An 18,837-nucleotide genomic window follows, 5' to 3' on the forward strand; every position below is an offset into this window, starting at 1 on the left:
TCGCCTTTTCTGTCTGTCAATGCATTCCGCCATCGGCGACGAGTTGCTGACCGGTGATCAGTGCGGCGTCATCGCTGGCCAGAAATGCCGTCACGCCCGCCACTTCCTGTGGCGTGCCCAATCGCCCGATAGGAACTGTGCTGATCAGGCTCTTCTTGTACTCGTCATTGGCCGGATCGGTGAAGATCCCGGCGCCGTCGATCGGGCCGGGCACCACGGTGTTGACGGTGATCCCACGAGGGCCGAGCTCCAGCGCCATCACCCTGGCGAGGTAGCCGGTGGCGACCTTGCTGGTGCCGTACAGGCCGACGCCCATCTGCGGGACCGTCGTCGTGTTGGACGAGATCGAGATGATCCGTCCGTTGTCGGCGAGCCGCCGGGCAGCTTCGCGCAGTACGAAGTAGGGCCCCTTGGTGTTCACCCGGAAGAGCAGGTCGAAGTCCTCCTCGGTGACCTCGGCCACCGGTACGTTCACCTTCTCCATGCCGGCGTTGGCCACCACGATGTCGATCCGGCCGAACTCGGTGATCGCCGCGTCGAAGAGCTGCTGAATACCCTCCACCCGGGACACGTCGGCCCGGACGACGAGAGTACGTACGCCCTGGGCCTCGGCGGCTTTCCGCACCTCGTCCGCCGAAGCCTCGTCCCGCGAGTAATTGATGATGACATCTGCGCCGGCTTCCGCCAGCCGCAGCACGATCGAGCGACCCAGACCTTTCGAGGATCCGGTGACAAGCGCGACCTTCCCGTCAAGTTGCATGTCATCTCCAACTGTGTCGATGTTGTCATCGTTCAGGTGACCGGTAAAAAAGGGAAACAGGGAGTCGTTGGGGCTGCCACAAGCAGACGTTGTGGCAGGATCGGCTCGGTGGACCTGAACGTCCGGCTGTTGGAAGCACTCACGGCGGTCGCCGAAGAAGGCAGCATGACCAGGGCGGCCAGGCGCCTCGCAATGACACAGCAGGCCGTCAGCGGGCAGATCCGGCAGCTCGAACGGATCGTGGGCACACCTCTGGTCCGCAGGCTGTCGTCGGGTGTCGAACTCACGTCGGCCGGTCAAGTGGTGCTGAAACAAGGTCGCACCGTGCTGACGGCCATGACCGAGATGATCAGTGAGGCGCGGCTGGTCGGCTCGGGCCGGTCCGGACGGCTGCGGATCGCGTTCAAAGCCCAGAGCACCGCGCATTTCATGCCCGAGGTCGAGGCAGCGCTGTGCCGCGCCGCGCCCGATCTGGTGGTCGAGCCGGTCGCCGTGAACACATTGCCGGACGAGCTCGACGCACTGGTCGCGGGCACGGTCGACGCCGCTTTCCTCTGGCTGCCGATCGGTGATGACCCACGGTTCGTCACGCACCCGTTGGTCGAAGAGCCACGCTGGGTCGCGCTACCGCCCGGGCATCGGCTCGCGTCGCGTCCTTCGCTGACGATCGCCGACCTCGCGGACGAGCCGATTGTCGGCCCGCGCGACGGCATGCCCGACGACGTGGTGCGATCCTGGTTCATCGACCCGCGTCCCGACGGCACGCGCGCGGTGTTCGGCCCCCAGGGCCGTACGCCCGAGGAGTGCCTCTACCTCGTCGCCGTCGGTCGTGGTTGCTGGATCGCACCGGCGTCGACTGCCGCGTACTTCTCTCACCCGCGGCTCGACTGGCTACACCTGGTGGACGCCGATCCGCTCCAGTTGGCGCTCGTCTGGCCGCGGCATACCGTGAACCCGCTGCTTGATCTGTTGTTGCGGGAGAGTCGGCGAGTCACACGGCCACAGCCGGCGTGAGGGCGAGCGGCTAGCCCCCACCACCCGGGAGGCGGGCCGGTCGGCGAACCCCGTGCGGGCGGGGGATCAGCGGAGGATCGCCGGCCCGCGATTCGGCGTTGGCCGCCTCGACCGCGCGGGCCACCAGGTCGTGGTCGGGCGACAGATGGCAGACCGGGTCGGTACGGGCGGCGTCGCCGGTGAGCTGGAAGGCCTGGCAGCGGCACCCGCCGAAGTCCAGTTCCCGCCGGTCACAGCTGCGGCAGGGATCCGGCATCCAGTCGGTTCCCCGGAACGCGGTCATCACGGGGGACTCGGCCCAGATCCGCTCCAGCGTGTCCTCGCGCACGCTCGCCCGCGGCAACGGCAAGGACTGGGCGGCCGGGCAGGGCAGGACGTCACCGTTCGGCGTCACGGTCAGCTGCCGGGAGGCCCAGCCACCCATGCAGGGCTTCGGGTAGCGGCTGTAGTAGTCGGGGATGACGTAGATGACGTCCATGCGGTCACGCAACCGCTCGCGGGCGGCCCGCACGACGACCTCGGCGGCCTCGAGCTGGACGCGGCTCGGAAGCAGCGCGTCACGGTTGCGCCAGGCCCAGCCGTAGTACTGGGTGTTGGCCAGCTCCACCCGGTCGGCGCCCACCTCCTCGGCCAGGTCGAGCACGTCGGCCACGCGATCGATGTTCTGCCGGTGCAGCACCACGTTCATGGTGAGCGGCCAGCCCAGTTCCTTGACCACGCCCATGGCCTCGATCTTGCGCTGGAAGGACGGGGTGCCGGCGATCCGGTCCGACACGGCCGGCTCGTCGGCCTGGATGCTGACCTGCACGTGGTCGAGGCCCACGGCCCGCAGCTGCTCGGCTTTCGCACGGGAGAGCCCGATGGCGCTGGTCACGAGGTTGGAGTACAGGCCAAGGTCGTGAGCGGCCGCCACGATCTCCACGAGGTCGCGCCGCAGCAGCGGCTCCCCACCGGACAGGTGGCACTGCAGCACCCCCAGGTCACGGGCCTGCGTCAGCACCCGCCGCCAATCGTCCGTGGTCAGCTCGTCGGCGTAGTCGGCCATGTTCAGCGGGTTGGAGCAGTACGCGCAGGCCAGCGGGCAGCGGTAGGTGAGCTCGGCCAGCAATCCGAAGGGGTTATCCATCGGATAGCTCCACGCAGCGCCGGGCGACGAGCTGGGTCAGATACCGCCGCACCTCCTCGTCAGGGACTGTCTGGTATCGCGCGCCCAGCTCGGCCACGATCTCGGCCACGGTGTGCCGCCCGTCGCACAGCTCCAGGATGTCGGCGCCGCTGCCGTTCAGCACCACCACCGTCTCGGGGAGCAGCAGGATGGGCTTCTTCCGGGTCGGGCAGAAGCCCAACCGGACATGGCGCGCCAACCGCGGCCGGTCCGAGCCCCTGACATCGGGTCGGGGCATGGTTCCGGTCCGTGCGGTTGCGGGCTGGGTCGGGTCCATGACGGTCACTCCGGATAGGCCTGGTCGATGGCGTCCATCAGGCTCCACAGGACGTCGCACTTGAACGACAGCGCGTCGACGGCGAGTGCCTGGGACTCGGCGGTCAGGCAGTGCGCGGTGACCACCTCGAGGGCGTGCTCGCAGTCGCGCGGGGCCTGCTCGAGGCGGGCGCGGAAGTAGGCGAGGCCATCGGAGTCGATCCACGGGTACCACCGCTCGAACGCGGCCAGCCGCTCCGCCATCAGGTCGGGAGCGAACAGCTCGGTGAGCGAGGACGCCACCGCCTCCACCCACGGACGGGTCCGCGTGAAGTTCACGTAGGCGTCGACCGCGAACCGCACCCCGGGGACGAGGTGCCGGTGGTCGCGGATCTCCTCGCGGGTCAACCCGGCGGCCTCGCCGAGGCGTAGCCACGCCTCGATACCGCCCTCGCCTGCGGCGGTGCCGTCGTGGTCGATGATGCGGCGGATCCAGCGGCGCCGGACCTCGACGTCGGGGCAGTTGGAGAGGATCGCCCCGTCCTTGCGGGGGATGTTCTCCTGGTAGTAGAAGCGGTTGGCCACCCAGCCCTGGAGCTGTCGGCGGCTCAACCGACCCGCGTTCATCCGGACGTGGAACGGGTGCTGGTCGTGGTAGCGCCGCGAGTGGGCCCGCAACGTCTCGACGAAGTCGTCGGCGTCGGTTCTCGTCGTCCCGGTTGTCGTCGTCCTGGTTGTTGTTCCCATGGGGCCCTATACCTCGACCTCTAGGCCGTCGATGGCCACCTGCATACCGCTGTCCTCCACAATGCGCCGCTCGGGCGCGTCTTCCAGCAGGATCGGGTTGGTGTTGTTCATGTGAACGAAGATCGTGCGCCCCACGCCCAGCGACCGGAGCTGCTCCAGGCTGCCGTCCGGGCCGTCGATGGGCAGGTGGCCCATCTTCCGGGACGTCTTGCCGGCCAGGCCGAGCCGTACCAGCTCGTCGTCGCGCCAGCAGGTGCCGTCGATCAGCAGGCAATCGCAGCCCTCGATCTCCGCGCGGAGCGCCGGCGTCAGCGACTGCACCCCCGGCAGGTACACGAGCGTGCCCCCGCTGTGCTCGTCGGTCAGCCGATAGCCGACGACGCGACCGTGGTCCCCTTCGGCTCCGAACCGGGCCCGCTTGGTGGTGGGCACGTCGAACGCCCGGCAGGACAGTCCGTCCGCCAGGGCGAAGTCGCTGCCTGGGATCACCGTCTGCCACTCGACCGGGCAGTAGCGCTCGAGCGTGCGCAGGATCCCCGAGCCGTCAGACAGTGTCTTGTGCACCGCCGGCGTGGCATGAAGCCGCAGGGCGCGGGCCTCGCGCAGCAGAAGCAGGCCCAACGTGTGGTCCAGCTCGGCGTCGGTGAGCAGCACCGCCTGCACCGGCGTCGTCCGGTCGTCGCGCGGGTGCAGGCCCGGGAAGGCCTCGATCTGGGCGCGGACGTCGGGCGAGGCGTTGATGAGGAACCAGCGCTCGTTGTCGCCGGCGCTCACCGCGACCGACGACTGGGTGCGCGGGGGAGCCGCCCCAGTGCGGACTGCGGCGCACACCGGGCAGCCACAGTTCCACTGCGGCGAGCCGCCCCCCGCCGCAGAGCCCAGCACCCGCAGCAACATCGTTGTCACTCCTCTTTCCACCGAGGAGCCGCCGCCTGAGGGCGTCGGCTCCTCGGACATGCGCAGGCCCTTCGGCCCGGCCGGCCATCTGTGGTCGCGCCGAGCCGTCGGAGGGCTCCGGACCCGGTCAGGTCCGGCGCCGCCCTACGTCCCCCTAGTCGTCCAACTGGGCGATGTACATCGTCACCTCGGGCGCGACGCCGATCTCCTCGAACTCCGGCGTCTCCCACACAGCAAGCTGAGACTCCACGGATTCACCTCCTCCCTCTCTGCCTGATTCCGACAGGTGTTTCCGTCACGGCATTACGGCTGATTCGGGAGTTCGAAGACGACCAGGGCGCTTCCGTGGCCGGCGCCGAGCATGCCGGGGAGGAATCCCTCGGCCCACCCGCCCCAGCCGACCGGCACGGCGACGTACTGCTTGCCGTCGACCATGTAGGTACTCGGGCTGCTGTGGTGGCCGCTTCCGCATTGGAACTGCCACAGCAGCTTGCCGTTGCGGGCGTCGATCGCGTTGAGCTCACCGGAGGGCTCACCGGCGAACACCAGGTCGCCGCCCGTGGCCAGCACGGAGGCGCACATCGGAAGCTCGTTGCGCCAGCGCCACTTCTCCTCACCGTTGGCGTCGAACGCGCTGATGGACCCCGCCATGTCCTCGATGTCCACCTGAACGCCCGCGCCCCAGTACGGGATGCTCTCCTTGAACTCCCGGCGCCGCCGGGTGGCCGTTGCGCCGGTGTCCTGGACCGGCACGTAGAAGAGCTCGGTCTTCGGGCTGTAGGCCGCGTGGGTCCATTCCTTCGCGCCGGCCGGACCGGGGTAGAAGTGGACCGGTTCCCCCTCCTTGTCGGGGTACACCCTGGCCGTCACCTTGCCGTCCCGCGTGATCGCGCCCCAGGTGATGCGGTCGACGAAGGGGGTGATCTGGACCAACTCGCCATTCGTCCGGTCAAGGACGAAGAAGTACCCGTTCTTGTCGAAGTGGCCGAGCAACTTGCGCCCGCCCGACTCGAACAGGATGCACTCCGAGATGCTGTCGTAGTCCCACACGTCGTGCGGGGTGCACTGGTAGTGCCACTGGATCTGGCCGCTGTCCGCGTCGACGGCGACGATGCTGTCCGTGAAGAGGTTGTCGCCCTCCCGGACCTCGCCGTCGAAGTCGGGCGCCGGGTTGCCGGTGCCGATGTACAGCAGGTTCGTCTCCGGGTCGAAGGTGCCGGTGACCCAGCAGTTCGCGCCACCACGCGCCCAGGCCTCGCCGTCGGCGGGCCAGGTCTCCGAGCCGGGCTCCCCGGGCTTCGGCACCATGTAGCAACGCCAGCGGTGTTCCCCGCTCTCGAGGTCGAACGCGTCGAGGTGACCGCGCACGCCGAACTCCCCGCCGGAACTCCCGACGATGACCATGTCCTTCACGACGAGCGGCGCGACCGTGGCGCTCTCCCCGGCCCGCACGTCTCCATAGGTCTTGTCCCAGACCCGGTTGCCGGTGGTGGCGTCGAGCGCGAGAACGTGAGCATTCGCCGTGACGAAGAAGACCTTTCCTTGAGCCACGGCGACCCCACGGTTCACGTTCCCGCAGCACAGGGAAACGTCGTAGGGAATTGCGTGCTTGTACCGCCAGATCTCCACGCCCGTCTTCGCGTCGAGAGCCCAGACCCAGCCGTCCCAGCCGGAGACGAACATGATCCCGTCGACGACGATCGGGGTGGCCTCGAACGAGTAGGTCGACGCGCCCGCGATCATGCCGCTCGCGCCGGCCTGGAAGATCCACGCGGGGCGGAGATCCTTGACGTTCTCCGTGTTGATCTGATCCAACGGGCTGTACCGCTGTCCGTTGTAGGCACCGTAGTACGTGAGCCAGTTCTCGGGCTCCGAGCGCGCGTTGCGAATGCGCTCGTAGTTGACGTCGGCGACCACGGGCGGCGCGATCTCGCCCCCAGCGACCTTGCCGCTCAGCAAACCTTGATCGATGGCTTCCCCTGCGTCTACGTATTCAACTGTCACCGAAACTGCTCCTTTCTACGGTCGCGGCTGTTCGGGGCGATCGAGGCGAGCCTCCGGCGGGACTTCCCCCAGCACGACGATGGCGCCGGTCAGTCCCCGTCCTTCGTCGTTGCCGGTGGGCGAGCTGTACCAGTAGTAGCCCGGGCCGTCGAGGTTGAGGCGCGCCCGTCCACGTGAATGGTTCACCAGCCAGATGAATTTCCGGTCGCCATTGCTCGGCAATAGCGCGCAGTGCGTGTTCAGGTCGTCGTTGATGAGCTCGAGTTCGAGGTCGCCGCCGTGGGGCATGACCAGGATCGACGGATCCCAGCACAGCTCATCGGGGTTGATTCGAATTGTGGCCTGCATGGTGCCGTCGGATCGCTCGGTGGCCTGTCCGATGTTTCCGGTGGCCAACAGTCGACCCAGAGTCGCTTTGTTCTGTCCATTCAATCCGAGCTTGTCGAGCAGGTCGGATCGATCCCCCGCAGTGGTCGTCATACCTCCACCTCCCGGCGCTCCAATTTAAATTGTGAACGCTATCACAGCACCATATAGCGGTCAACCCCCCCGAAGGTCTATCAATGTGATTAGGCGAATGATGTTTCCGATGTTCGGGTATCGGGTACAAGGTCGCGCGCAATGATCGACTGCTGGAGAGCGGCATGATCAATTAAATGATCACTCGGTGGTGTCCTGCGTAGAATTCGGTGGCCCACTCCGCCGGTTGTGGATGGTCACCCGATAGGTGAAGGAGTCGGCGATGTCGGGCGGCCGGTGAACGTGGTCAGGAGTCGATCCCCAGGTCGTTGTGGCTCTGGACGTCGGTGTGCGTGGTGTTGTGCGAGTCGATGTCGACGGCGGCGTCGGCCTCGTTGAACGACTCGTTCGCGCTGTCGTTGTCGGTGGTGAAGGAGCCGTCGAACTCGGTGGAGTTCCGGGTCGACGCGTCGACGTCGTTGAACGAGCCGTTCGCGTCGTAGTCGCCTGTGGCGGTGTCGCCGACGGAGAGGGCGCTGCCGTGGTCGACGCCGACGTCCCTCAGCGCGGACGTGTTGGCGTCGCCGTTGCCGAAGGCGAGGGTGTTGTCGTCGCCGCTGATGGCGTCGTTGCCGTCGCCGACGAGGTTGTCGTCGCCGCTGAGGTTGCCCTGGCCGACCTGGTTTCCGTCGCCGGTGACGATCTTGGAATCCTGGATGTCGCCGTCGGCGGCGACGGCGCCGTCGGCGGTGGCGGCGGTGGAATCGATGTCGATGTCCTGGTCGAAGTCGCCGCCACCGGTGTCGATCTGCTGGTTGACCGAGTTGTCGATGACGGTGTCGCGGTTGTCGACGTAGTTGTTGGTGACGTAGGTGTTGAGGTAGCGGACAGCGGCTTCGTGGTCGCTCTCGCCGCTGTACTTCTCGGGGGCGGGCGGCGGCGTGGCGATGTGGCCCTGGCCGCTCGTGTGGCTCGCGCCGGCGGTGTATTCGCGGTCGAGGTCGGCTTCCTGGTCGTCCTGGAGCAGAACGAGGGCGTCGCGGACGTCGTCGGCCGAGAGGACGCCGCAGGTGGCGAGGTAGCCGTGCGGGTCGTCGGTGAAGGCGGCCTTGGCCTCGGGGTCGCGGAAGAGGTTGAGCAGCACATCGAGCAGCGAGGTCGAGGTGGTCATCTCGGGTCATCTCCCAAGTGGTTCGGCGAGTGCCGGTCGTCCCGGCGTTGCGGAGAAAGTCAGGACTCGCGGCGCCCGGTCCCGAGGCCGGGCCTCTCCGCGTTGTCAGGAGACGGAACTCCCACCAGTGCCGGCGGCGGCCCGCCCCTGCACCGCAGGAACGGGCCGCCCTGGAAACGCGCACCCGCCGGGTCGTCAGCTGTCGATGTCGAGGTTGTTGTGGCTCTGGTTGTCGTTGTGCGTGTGGGTGTGCGAGTCGATCTCGTTGTCCGTGGAGTACTCGTTGAACGAGTCGTTCGCACTGTCATTGTCGGTGTTGAAGGAGCCGTCGAACTCGGTGGAGTTCCGGGTCGACGCGTCGACGTCGTTGAACGAGCCGTCCGCGTCGTAGGCACCGGTGGCCACGGCGCCGACGGAGAGGGCACCGCCGTGGCTGATGCCGACGTCCTCCAGGGCCGACGTGTTGGCTTCGCCGTCGCCGAACGCGATGGTGTTGCCGTCGCCGCCAACGGTGGCGTTGCCGTTCCCGACGACGTTGTTGTCGCCGCTGAGGTTGCCGGCACCGACCTGGTTCTCGTCCCCGCTGACCACGGCGGAGTCCGTGATTCCATCGTCGGCCACGACGGCGCCGTTGCCGGAGGCGCCGAGCGCGTCGACGTCGACGTCCTGGTCGAAGATGCCGCTGTTGCGGACGTTCTGATCGAGGAAGTTGTCCCCGTTGGAGTCACGGTCGGAGTCGTAGTCGTTGCTGACGTACCGGTTGATGTAATCGACCGCGGCCTCGTGCTCGCCGCCCGCGTGACTCATCGGCACGGGCGGCGGTGGCGCAAACTGCGCGTCGAAGTGGCCGGCGGTGTACTGCGCGGTCTCGTTGTCCTCGATCAGCACGAGGGCGTCATGGACGTCAGCGGGGCTGAGGTTGTCGAGCCCGTAGTGGCTCAGCGTCGCCTCGGGGTTCGCGGCGTACAGATCACGCGCCTGCTCGTTCGTCGTCAGCTCCCGCAGGAACTCGAGCAGCGTCATGGGCTGGGCCATTCTGATCATCTCCGATGTTCGTGACGGTGTGTTCGGACTGACCGGTGTTCAGGCGAAAGCTATGGGCAGTGCTCCGGCGAGCCATCGGGGATCCGCCTGGCTTTCCGTTGGGGGTCGGTGACGGGGCATGGGGGATTTCAGTAAATGTATAGGGGATTCGCCTTGTTTTGCAGTATGACCCGTTCGAGGGTTAACGGACCAGCAAATTACAGCGGGCGTGAACCGGCGGAACCCGTTTCAGCGAAAGGGCTCGAAATATCGGGTGACGTGAACACGAAGAGCTATCGCGCCGACATCGATCGGACGATGAGTGGTGTCACCTCGTCGTGAGGTGCGATGGCGGCGACTCCGACCGTGTGGGTCACGTCGATCGCCGTGGCCGGGCAGGAGCATCGGGGCGCAGACAGCCCGGTCTGCCGGGTGGTTCGGCGACCTCGTGGACGGCCGTCACCCGTTCCGGGGTCGCGCGAGCCGTCATACGTGGAGCGGAGCGCCTACCGCGTCGCCAGCTTGGCCACGCCGATCATCGCGTCCCGAGTGACCAGCTCCGTCAGCTGCTCCTCGGAGAGGTCCTCGGTGCCGGCAGGACGTTCGGGCAGCACCAGCCAGCGCACCTCGCTGCTGGAGTCGCGCACGACGATCTGCACGTCGTCGGCGAGCTCCAGGCCCATCTCCGACAGCACCGTGCGCGGCTCCCTCACCACCCGTGCACGGTAGGCAGGGTCCTTGTACCAGCTGGGCGGCAGCCCGAGCACCGCCCACGGGTAGCACGAGCACAGCGTGCAGACCACCACGTTGTGAACCGTCGGAGTGTTCTCCACGACGACGATGTGCTTGTCCTGCGTGCCTGACAGGCCCAGCTCCGCGATGGCGTCGGTGCCGTTGTCGAGCAGCCGCTGCCGGAACTTCGGATCAGTCCACGCCTTGGCGACCACTTTGGCGCCGTTGAGCGGGCCGATGTTGGTCTCGTAGTCGGTGATGATTTTGTCCAACGCGGCCGACTCGATCAGGCCGCGTTCGGTGAGCAACTGCTCGATAGCCTCGGCGCGCAGCGCAGCCGGAAAGCGCCCGGCGGTTCCAAAGGTGCTCGCAGGCTCGCTCATGCGATCTTCTCCAGGTAGCTCTCGTACAGCTCGATGGTGACGACGAAGGATTCGGCGTCGGCACCCCACAGCTCGTGCGAGTCGAACCGCACCGAATACACGTGTTGCGGGTTCTCGCCCTGGAAGTGCGCGTGCGTGTCCGGCAGCACGGCGGCGGGCTGGATGAGCTCGATCACTCCGATGCGCCCGCGCACGTAGCCCGCAAGCCTGGTGTGCCCGGCAGGCGCCATGTCCTTGGCACGCACCCGCTCACCGACGGCGAAGGCCGGCGCGGAGGCCACGGCACGCCGCCATCCCGCATCGGTCGGCGTGTAGTCGGGCAGGGCAGGCTCGGGGAACGGTGGTTCCTCGACCTGCTCGCCGTTCACGTTGCGGATACGGGCCTCGACGGCGCCCGGCGCCAGGATCGCGCACTCGGTGAGTATCAGCTCCGATGCGCTGAGCCAGCGACCGTAGTAGCCCTCCTCCAGATAGGCGGCCCGATCCAGACGCTCGATCGCATGCCGGAACGCGTCCAGGTTGTACCCGGTCATCCCGCTCCTGGACAGCAGCGCCATCGCGAACGTCCGACCGTGCCAGGGTTCTGCGAAGACCGGCTCGTCGTCGCGCGGCGGGTGCAGGGCGCCCCACCCCTGGGTGCCTCCCATGTCCGCGATCCCGTCCATGACTCCACCTCTCGTAGATCCACGACGACGGTCAGGCGCTCATCATCGTTGCCCGTCGCGGGCGCGACCGGAAACGTTGGGCAGCACCTCGTTCAGCATCAGGTGCGTCACGTCCGCCTGTTCCTCCTCGGTCGCGCCGCGGATCCGGGTGTTGAACACGATCCGGTGAAGGCCGAGCGACATCAACTCGCGCAATCGCTCGATGCAGTGCTCCGGCGGCCCCGCGATGCCGAAGCGGTCGACCAACTCGTCGTTCATGGACGCCGCGTGGCTGCTGTGGGTCTCCCCGTGCCGGGTCATGTCGTAGGAGGTCCTGGCCATGTCGAACTGCGCCCGCGTCTGTTCGTCCACCCCGGCGATCGGCTTGCGCGACTGCATCACCGACCAGCGCCCGGCCAGTGCCACACCTCCGGCCGCCAGCCGCCGTGCCACCGCGGCGTCCGGATGCGGCACCACGGTGACCATCGCGGAGCGGCTGAACGGCGTGCCGACGAGGCCGGCCTCGCCGCGAGCCTTGGCGACCATGTCCAGCATCGCGCGCAGCCGCCCGCTCTCCGCGCCGACGCCGAACGTGACACCGTCCGCGAGCTCCGCGGCCAGCCGGACGACCTTCGGGCCGGACCCTGCCACGTCGACCGGCACCTTCGGTTGCGTGCCCGGCAGCCAGCGGATCCGGCTGGACCGGGGCACTCGCTCGTAGCCCAGAGTGCCGAGCGGTGGCAGGTCGGTGAAGCCGTCGGTGTCGAAGGGAACGTCGTCGCCGCGCAGATAGCCCTGCAGCTGCTGCAGGTACCGGGCGAAGCGGGGGAGCGGTGCCGGCGCGTGGCCGAGGTAGGCGAGTGCGGAGTCGCCACGGCCGATGCCGAGCAGCACGCGCCCCTTCGAGACCTCCTGCAGGCTGGCAGCGGCGTCCGCGGTGACCGCGGCGTGGCGGGTGACCGGGTTCGTGACCGCCGTGCCCAGCTTCAGCCGCTCGGTCTCGGTGGCCGCCACCGTGAGCGCGACCCAGCACTCCATCCAGAGGTTCTGCGAGTCGGTGATGAACATGCCGTCGAAGCCCGCGTCCTCGGCCTGGTGCGCCTGCTGCGCGATCTCCTCCACACGGGCGTTCCAGGCCGACGTCCAGATCTCGGTCATCACTGCCCGCTCTCGTCGGCCCGGCGTGTGTCGTGGCCGATCTGCGCTCTGCAGGCTTGCGTAATACGCCCCCGCATCGACTCGCGACGGAATTGCATCGCCATATCGCAAATCGTGCATTCCTGGACGCTTTCGTTATTTCGAACTGCTTTTGTATACGGTTGCACCGTACGACCGGGCGAATATGCTGTCAAGGCTTCGAATCGCCGCTCCGGCGGCCACGCACGGGCCACGGCGACGTGGCACGCCGAAAGAGGAGGCCGGTCCCATATCCCCCACCAGCGCAGATCACGACAGCACGGCAGAGCGGCTCGGCATCGTCGTGCGCGACCAGCCGGGCGAACGGGTTGCAGAGATCGCACGGCTGGCCGAGTCGGCCGGCTTCACCGACCTGTTCCTCCCGGAGATGGGCTACGCGGCCACCGGGAGGGTCACCGGGCGCGACCCGTTCATCGCCTCCGCCACCGCCCTGGCCGCAACCACCCGGCTGCGGGTCGGCCCCGGTGTCGCGATCACCCCGGTTCGCGCTGCCCGGGCGATGGCGCTGCTCGCGGCGAACTGCCAAGAGGACTCCGGCGGCCGGTTCATGCTCGGCTGCGGCATTTCGCATCGAGGCGCGCTGGCCGCCATCGGCGTGCCGTTCCCGGACTCTCCGATGGCCCATATGACGGCCTACCTCGCCGAACTGCGCGAACTCTCGCAGAAGGACCTGTCCTTCGGTAACGGGTTCCCGGTGCTGCTCGGCGCTCTCGGCCCGCGAATGCTGCGGCTGGCCGCCACAGCCGCGGACGGTGCCGTCCTGAACTGGCTGACCCCTGAGCACGCCGAGACCACGAGCCGCGTGATGGCCGAAGCAGCCGCCGAGATCGGCAACGCCCGTCCTGAGACCGCGCTCTACATCAGGGTCGGCGAGCCGGACGCGGTGCTGGCCGAGGCGGACGCCTACCTCACGCGTTTCCCCAACTACCGCAGGCACCTCGACCGTCAGGGCCTCCGGACGGCCGAGGAGGTGGCTCGGCGCACCGCCGTCAGCGACCTCCGGCCGTCCGCCGTGCGGAGCACGATCGCCGAGTACCGGGAAGCGGGGATCTCCGTGCCGTGCCTGTCCCCGTCCGGGATGTCCGTCGACCAGATCCGTGATCTCCTCGAGAGTCTGGCCGTGCGCTGACCGCTGCGCCGGTTATGACGTGGGGTTCGCCTCGCTTCCCTTTGTACAGACGTGGCGGTCCACGAGCTGAACAGCGGGAGACACGCACGTTCTCTCCGCCATCAGGGAGGCGGATGGTTGCCGCCGGAGCTCACGACGGCCGGGGGAGTGGGCGAGAGCCGGAGCAGCGGCGCGGCGACCGACGAGTCGGGCCACGATCTGCGCCACCACCGCCCCGGCCATGCACACGACGATCACGGTGGCCATCGGGGGAGTGCCGGCGATCACCGGGATCGTGCCCACCAGCGGAGCGCTGAAGGCGGCGAAGCCGAACTGGGCCACCCCGAGGATCGCCGATGCCCGCCCGGCCGCGGCACGTTCCACGGACATGCCGACGGCGACGGCGTTCGGCATGACGAAGCCCCAGCAGCTGATGAACAGGAACAGCGCAGGGAGCACGGCGGGCAACGGCGCTTCGGCGCGCAGCAGCGCGGCGAACACCACCGCAAAGACGAGCATCACCGGCACCGACACCGACAGCACCTGGCGTGAGGACCAGCGGCGCAGGACGAACCGGTTGACGTTGTTCGCGATCACCAGCCCTGCGGCGTCCAGCGCGAACACCGCGCCGTAGGCGGCCGGGCTCAGCCCGCGCTCGTCCTGGAGGAAGAACGAGAGCCCGGCCAGGTGGGCGATCATGGCCGCACCGCACAGGCCGAGCACGAGCGCGCTGACGAAGACCTCGCGCCTGCGCAGCAGTACCCAGAGGCTCAGGTGGACGGTGGGCTCCGGCTCCGGGTGCCCGACTCCGGTCACGGCGCGGTCCACGCCGCCGATCCAGCGCGGATGCGTCTCGGGGAGGAGCAGGACGACCGCGGCGAGCCCGATGACCCCCAGGATCAAGGTGACCCCGAAGATCCAGCGCCACGACAGCCCCGACTCGAGCAGCCCCGCGCCGGCGATCGGCGCCACCATGGGCGCGATGGCCGTCGCGGCGGTGAGCAGGGAGTAGAACCGGGCGAGCTGAGTTCCGGAGTGCACGTCGCGAGCGATCGCCCGCGCGATCGCGATGCCCGTGGCGGCGGCGAAGCCCTGCACGAAGCGGGCGGCGATCAGCAGCTCGATCGTCCAGGCGCTCGCGCAGAGCACGGATCCGACCACGTACCCGGACAGGCCGACGAGGAGCGGGCGGCGCCGGCCGTATCTGTCGCTGATGGGGCCGACGAGGAGCTGGCCGAGTGCCAGGCCGACCAGCGTGGTGGCGAGCGTGGCCTGCACGGCCCCGGCCGAGGTCGCGAAGTCCTTCTGGATGGCGGGGAAGGCCGGGCTGTAGGCGTCCATCGAGAACGGTCCGAGCCAGGTGAGGAGGACTGCCACCGGCAGGATCCGGCGGAGCAGTCGGTGGGGCAGGACGGCCGACCCGGTTGTGGGGGTCGCCGAGTGATCGTGTCGACTCTGCGTGGTCAAGCACACACCCGATCTGCCGGCGCTCGATCGGATGTCGATCAAGCGGGATTCAGTTAGGGACAACAAGTAATAATCCGACCATCGGCCTGAAGGACCTATGGATGCGGTACAGGATTTCCATCACACGACGGATAAATACTGTTCATGGCGCGAGATAGATGCCGCGCATGACGCCGCCGGCGCGCGCCGTGCTCACCCCAACAGGCGGTTGACGGCGGGCGCCACGTCGCGGTGGGTCGCGACCGGGGCGAGACGACCACGTCCGAGACGGGCGATGTCGGCGCCGAGCGAGGTGTCGTGCTCGCCGTCGATCTCGAGCAGCACGTGCAGCTCGGGGAAGCGGCGTGCGATCAGCCGGGGGTCGGGTCCGGCGTTGTGCACGGCGTCGGTGAGCAGCACGGCGGTGCGCCTGCGCGCCGACGAGCGGTGCAGCTCCGCGTGTGCCACCGCCAGCGCGAACTGCACGTTGGTGAGCCCGCGCGCCGGAATGCGCAAGAGCTGGTCCAGCAGCCGCGAGGCTGGAATGTGCGCGCCGAGGGGCTTCAGCAGCGCGGCGTCGGACCAGAACGCCACGAGGGCGAGCCGGCTGCCGTGCGCCGACAGGTCCGCCGAGAGGGCCGCGACGGTCGCGGCGGCGATCCGGACCTTCTCGCCCCGCATGGAGCCGGACACGTCCACGACGAGCACGACGTCTCGCCGGGACTGCATCCGCTCACGCACGATGATGTCCGTGTCCTCGGGCACCGGACGCTCGGTGAGCACCTCGATGGTGCGGTCGAGGTCGATGTCGTCGGATCGGTACCGGTACGGCACGGACGCGAGCCGTCCGGAACCGCGCTCGGGGCGGTCGGCGCGCGGGCGCCTGCGGATCGCGAGCCTGCGCCCGATCCGCTGCGCCATCGCCGCGATCTCGGGGTCGGGAGCGAGGTCCTCGAGCAGCTCACCGACGTCACGCAGCTCCGCGCGCTGACCGGTGACCAGCACGCCCTGGCCACCCGCTGGACCGGTCGCCGCGCCGTTCCCCCGGCTGTCCCCGTCGTCGACGACGAACGGGGCGCCTGTCCCCGTCTGGAACAGGGCGGGTGCGGCCGTCAGCTGCTTCGGCTTCCTGCGCAGGGGTGCGAGGCCGCGTGAAGGGCCGTCGGATCCGGGCAGCCGGACGGCGTTGTCGACGTCTAACCGATGGGGACCCGGCGCTGCACGCCGGGACGCGAGAAAAAATGGTTCTCCCAGATCTGGGTGATCACCTGCTCCGGTGTGGCGTCGCTGGCCTCGTCGACGCCGATCCGCGCCGAGAGCGCGAGCAGTGCGGCGTCGAGCACGACACGCGGCCGATCGATCTCGTCGCCGGTGCCGTAGCTGCCGAGTGCTGCGAGCTCGACGGCGATCGCGACCAGGTCGATCGCGCCCCGCACGCTGGACCCGCGGCGCAGGTCCGGGTGGGCGCGCGTGGCGCGGGTGAGCGCGACGCCGTCGGCGATGAGCCGATCGTCGTCGCAGCCGGTGCGCACCGCGACGATGGTTCGTTCGTCGGGCTCGTCCTGGTACCCCACGGCGAGGCGGCACCAGCGGTCGTAGACGGAGTCGGAGATCCGGGCCGTTCCGATGTCGTCGAAGGGGTTCATCGACGCGAGCACCCGGAACGTGGGCAGGCCCTTGATCAGCCCCACCCGCGGAACGGTGACCTCGCGCTCGGCCATCGCGGCGAGCAACACGTTGAGCGTGTCCTCGGGGGCGCGGTTGAGCTCCTCGATGTAGAGGAACCCGCCGCGCTGCATCGCCTCGACGAGCGGGCCCGGCACGAAGTTCTCCGCCGAGTAGTCCTCCCGCAGCACGCGCGCGGGGTTGTGGTGGCCGACGAGCCGGGCGGGTGTCAGCTCGGCGTTGCCCTCCACCAGCACGAACGGCACGCCCCACTGGCCGGTGATCGCGCGCAGCAGCGTCGACTTCGACGTGCCCGGCGGGCCTTCCAGCAGGATGTCGCGCCCCGCCGTCACCGCGGCCAGCACGAGATCGAGTTCGCGTCGCCTGCCCACCACCCCGCGCGCGATCGCATCGCGTCGCGATCCGTTCGCGCTCGGGGTGGCAGGTGCTGCCGGAGTGGTCACCTCTGCAGGAACCCGGCGTCCACCGGCAGCGACACGCCCGTGACGTAGCGGGCCTCCTCGGAGGCGAGCCACACGATGGCGTTGGAGATGTCCACCGGCTCGACCATCTCCACCGGTAGCGCGTTCTGCAGGTTGATGCTGCCGTCAGAACTCGACAGCACCTCCGCCATGAAGTCGTTGACGATCATCGGGGTGTTCACTCCCGTCGGGTGCACGGTGTTGACCCGGATGGAATGCGGGGCCAGCTCGTTGGCGAGGCTGCGCATCAGACCGACGACGCCGTGCTTGGCCGACACGTAGTGGGCGGTGCCCGGCATCCCCTTGACCCCCGCGGTCGAGCTGGTGATGACGATCGAGCCGCCGTTGCCGGCCTCGATCATCGCGGGTGCCGCCGCCTTCACGGTCTTCCACACGCCGGTGAGGTTGACCGCGATCATCTCCTCCCACTGGTCCTCGGTCATCGTCCAGCTGTTCTCCGCGAACCCGGCGATGCCGGCGTTTGCGCAGACCACGTCGAGGCGGCCGAACTCGCTCACCCCTTCGTCGACGAGGGCCTGCACGGCTGCCGAGTCCCGCACGTCCGCCTCGCGCGCGATGATCCGGCGGTCGAGGTCCTCCACGAGCCTGACCGTCTGCTCGAGGTCATCCGAGACCGCCATCGGGTAGGGCACGGTGTCGAGCTGGCGGCAGATGTCGAAGGCGATGATGTCCGCGCCCTCCTGGGCCAGCCGCACCGCGTGCGACCGGCCCTGCCCCCGCGCCGCGCCCGAGACGAGAGCGACCTTGCCCTCGAGACGTCCTGCCATGTTTCGTGCTCCTCTTCGTCTTTGAGTCTGATCAGCCGGCGTTCGCGGCGTTCATGCCGGCGGCGACCGCGAGGGTCTCCCCGGTGATGTAGCGGGCCTCGTCCGAGCACAGGAAGGCCATCGCGTTGGAGATGTCGACCGTCTCGACCCACGGGATCGGGATCGAGTTCATGCTCTGGAAGGCCGGGGCGGCGTCCTCGCGGGAGGGGCCCGCCACGTCGGGGACGAACAGTTTGTAGGCCGCCTCGTTCTGGATCATCGTCGTGTCGACGCTGGTGGGGCAGACGGCGTTGACGGTGATGCCGTTCCCGGCGACCTCCTGAGACAGCGACTTGACGAGTCCGATCACCCCCCACTTCGTCGCGCAGTAGTGGGCGATGTTGGCCATTCCCGTCTTCCCGGCCATCGAGGACGTCGCGACGATCCGGCCGTAGCCCTGTTCGAGCATCGCCGGCAGCACCGCCCGCATGGCGTGGAAGACGCCGGTCAGGTTGGTGTCGATCATCTCCTGCCAGGTCCGATCGGTCATGTCCGCGACGGTGGAGAAGGAGAAGATCCCGGCGTTGGCCAGGAGGAAGTCGATGCGGCCGAGCTCGGTGCGGGTCTGCTCGGCGAACGAGTCGAGCTGCCCGCGGTCCCGCACGTCCGCGGTGACCCCCAGGCAGCGGCGGTCGAGGTCCTCGACGAGCCGCACGGTCTCCTGCAGGTCGTCGGGCTTCGACATCGGGTACGGCACGGAGTCGAGCTGCGAGGCGATGTCGCAGAACGCGACGTCGGCCCCTTCACGCGCGAACTTCAGCGCGTGCGAGCGCCCCTGTCCGCGCGCTCCTCCGGTGATCAGCACGACCTTGCCGTCGAACCTGCCCATCGCTCCTCCTTGAGCTCGTGGGTACAGCG

General features: G+C 68.6%; 20 protein-coding genes. 2 read left to right on the forward strand and 18 right to left on the reverse strand.

Translation table 11 applies throughout. The features are described 5' to 3' along the window. Positions 1-16 precede the first annotated feature (16 nt). Positions 17-760 carry an SDR family NAD(P)-dependent oxidoreductase gene (locus ABD743_RS03720; RefSeq protein ID WP_344718853.1) on the reverse strand — a complete coding sequence of 248 codons (744 nt, stop codon included), beginning with the start codon at positions 758-760 and terminating at the stop codon, positions 17-19. Here ABD743_RS03720 and ABD743_RS03725 point away from each other — a divergent pair. Further along, positions 755-1,774, forward strand: coding sequence for a LysR family transcriptional regulator (locus ABD743_RS03725; RefSeq protein ID WP_344718855.1), 1,020 nt, complete (start codon positions 755-757; stop codon positions 1,772-1,774). The two genes, ABD743_RS03720 and ABD743_RS03725, sit on opposite strands and share 6 nt — an antisense overlap. Positions 1,775-1,784: 10 nt before the next feature. Here the strand turns inward: ABD743_RS03725 and pqqE are convergent, their stop codons facing one another. From pqqE to ABD743_RS03785, 12 genes are all read right to left on the reverse strand, one after another. Further along, entirely contained in the window at positions 1,785-2,900 is a 1,116-nt protein-coding gene (gene pqqE, locus ABD743_RS03730) for a pyrroloquinoline quinone biosynthesis protein PqqE (protein ID WP_344718857.1), read from the reverse strand. Then, positions 2,893-3,177, reverse strand: coding sequence for a pyrroloquinoline quinone biosynthesis peptide chaperone PqqD (gene pqqD / locus ABD743_RS03735; RefSeq protein WP_344718859.1), 285 nt, complete (start codon positions 3,175-3,177; stop codon positions 2,893-2,895). Before pqqD ends, pqqE begins: the two co-directional genes overlap by 8 nt. 44 nt (positions 3,178-3,221) lie before the next feature. Continuing rightward, complete coding sequence (gene pqqC / locus ABD743_RS03740) at positions 3,222-3,941, reverse strand: pyrroloquinoline-quinone synthase PqqC (RefSeq protein ID WP_344718861.1); 720 nt, start codon at positions 3,939-3,941, stop codon at positions 3,222-3,224. A gap of 6 nt (positions 3,942-3,947) precedes the next feature. After that, positions 3,948-4,838: a pyrroloquinoline quinone biosynthesis protein PqqB gene (gene pqqB / locus ABD743_RS03745; protein ID WP_344719220.1), complete on the reverse strand. Its 891-nt coding sequence runs from the start codon at positions 4,836-4,838 to the stop codon at positions 3,948-3,950. 154 nt (positions 4,839-4,992) lie between these two features. Then, positions 4,993-5,088 (reverse strand): pyrroloquinoline quinone precursor peptide PqqA, encoded by a 96-nt coding sequence (gene pqqA / locus ABD743_RS03750; RefSeq protein WP_241034237.1) that lies wholly within the window; start codon positions 5,086-5,088, stop codon positions 4,993-4,995. A 53-nt stretch (positions 5,089-5,141) separates the two neighbouring features. After that, positions 5,142-6,842 (reverse strand): PQQ-dependent dehydrogenase, methanol/ethanol family, encoded by a 1,701-nt coding sequence (locus ABD743_RS03755; protein ID WP_344718863.1) that lies wholly within the window; start codon positions 6,840-6,842, stop codon positions 5,142-5,144. A gap of 15 nt (positions 6,843-6,857) precedes the next feature. Then, positions 6,858-7,322, reverse strand: coding sequence for an MSMEG_3727 family PQQ-associated protein (locus ABD743_RS03760; RefSeq protein ID WP_344718865.1), 465 nt, complete (start codon positions 7,320-7,322; stop codon positions 6,858-6,860). Positions 7,323-7,608: 286 nt separating this feature from the next. Continuing rightward, the gene (locus tag ABD743_RS03765) at positions 7,609-8,472 is read right to left on the reverse strand and encodes a hypothetical protein (protein ID WP_344718867.1); all 864 of its coding nucleotides are present in this window, start codon (positions 8,470-8,472) and stop codon (positions 7,609-7,611) included. Positions 8,473-8,667: 195 nt separating this feature from the next. Continuing rightward, positions 8,668-9,507, reverse strand: a complete 840-nt coding sequence (locus ABD743_RS03770; RefSeq protein ID WP_344718870.1) for an IniB N-terminal domain-containing protein — start codon at positions 9,505-9,507, stop codon at positions 8,668-8,670. A 494-nt stretch (positions 9,508-10,001) separates the two neighbouring features. Beyond that, positions 10,002-10,610, reverse strand: coding sequence for a nitrile hydratase subunit alpha (gene nthA / locus ABD743_RS03775; RefSeq protein WP_344718872.1), 609 nt, complete (start codon positions 10,608-10,610; stop codon positions 10,002-10,004). After that, positions 10,607-11,275 carry a nitrile hydratase subunit beta gene (nthB, locus tag ABD743_RS03780; protein ID WP_344718874.1) on the reverse strand — a complete coding sequence of 223 codons (669 nt, stop codon included), beginning with the start codon at positions 11,273-11,275 and terminating at the stop codon, positions 10,607-10,609. Before nthB ends, nthA begins: the two co-directional genes overlap by 4 nt. A gap of 42 nt (positions 11,276-11,317) precedes the next feature. After that, positions 11,318-12,412 (reverse strand): LLM class flavin-dependent oxidoreductase, encoded by a 1,095-nt coding sequence (locus tag ABD743_RS03785; RefSeq protein WP_344718876.1) that lies wholly within the window; start codon positions 12,410-12,412, stop codon positions 11,318-11,320. Positions 12,413-12,596: 184 nt separating this feature from the next. Between ABD743_RS03785 and ABD743_RS03790 the strand changes: the two genes are divergently transcribed. Then, positions 12,597-13,580 (forward strand): LLM class flavin-dependent oxidoreductase, encoded by a 984-nt coding sequence (locus tag ABD743_RS03790; RefSeq protein ID WP_344718878.1) that lies wholly within the window; start codon positions 12,597-12,599, stop codon positions 13,578-13,580. Positions 13,581-13,592: 12 nt separating this feature from the next. On the opposite strand, the gene ABD743_RS03795 is transcribed toward ABD743_RS03790, so the two are convergent. From ABD743_RS03795 to ABD743_RS03815, 5 genes are all read right to left on the reverse strand, one after another. Then, a complete protein-coding gene (locus tag ABD743_RS03795) occupies positions 13,593-14,936 on the reverse strand; it encodes a multidrug effflux MFS transporter (protein ID WP_344718880.1) in 1,344 nt (447 codons plus the stop codon). 282 nt (positions 14,937-15,218) lie between these two features. Next, complete coding sequence (locus tag ABD743_RS03800; RefSeq protein WP_344718882.1) at positions 15,219-16,010, reverse strand: VWA domain-containing protein; 792 nt, start codon at positions 16,008-16,010, stop codon at positions 15,219-15,221. A 191-nt stretch (positions 16,011-16,201) separates the two neighbouring features. Beyond that, positions 16,202-17,134, reverse strand: coding sequence for an AAA family ATPase (locus ABD743_RS03805; RefSeq protein WP_344718884.1), 933 nt, complete (start codon positions 17,132-17,134; stop codon positions 16,202-16,204). After that, positions 17,131-17,940 carry a mycofactocin-coupled SDR family oxidoreductase gene (locus tag ABD743_RS03810; protein ID WP_344718886.1) on the reverse strand — a complete coding sequence of 270 codons (810 nt, stop codon included), beginning with the start codon at positions 17,938-17,940 and terminating at the stop codon, positions 17,131-17,133. The genes ABD743_RS03805 and ABD743_RS03810 overlap by 4 nt, the downstream gene beginning before the upstream one ends. Before the next feature lie 31 nt (positions 17,941-17,971). Then, positions 17,972-18,808, reverse strand: coding sequence for a mycofactocin-coupled SDR family oxidoreductase (locus ABD743_RS03815; protein ID WP_344718888.1), 837 nt, complete (start codon positions 18,806-18,808; stop codon positions 17,972-17,974). Positions 18,809-18,837: the final 29 nt, after the last annotated feature.

Source organism: Pseudonocardia yunnanensis (genome assembly GCF_039534065.1).
In the GTDB taxonomy this organism is placed as follows: domain Bacteria; phylum Actinomycetota; class Actinomycetes; order Mycobacteriales; family Pseudonocardiaceae; genus Pseudonocardia; species Pseudonocardia yunnanensis.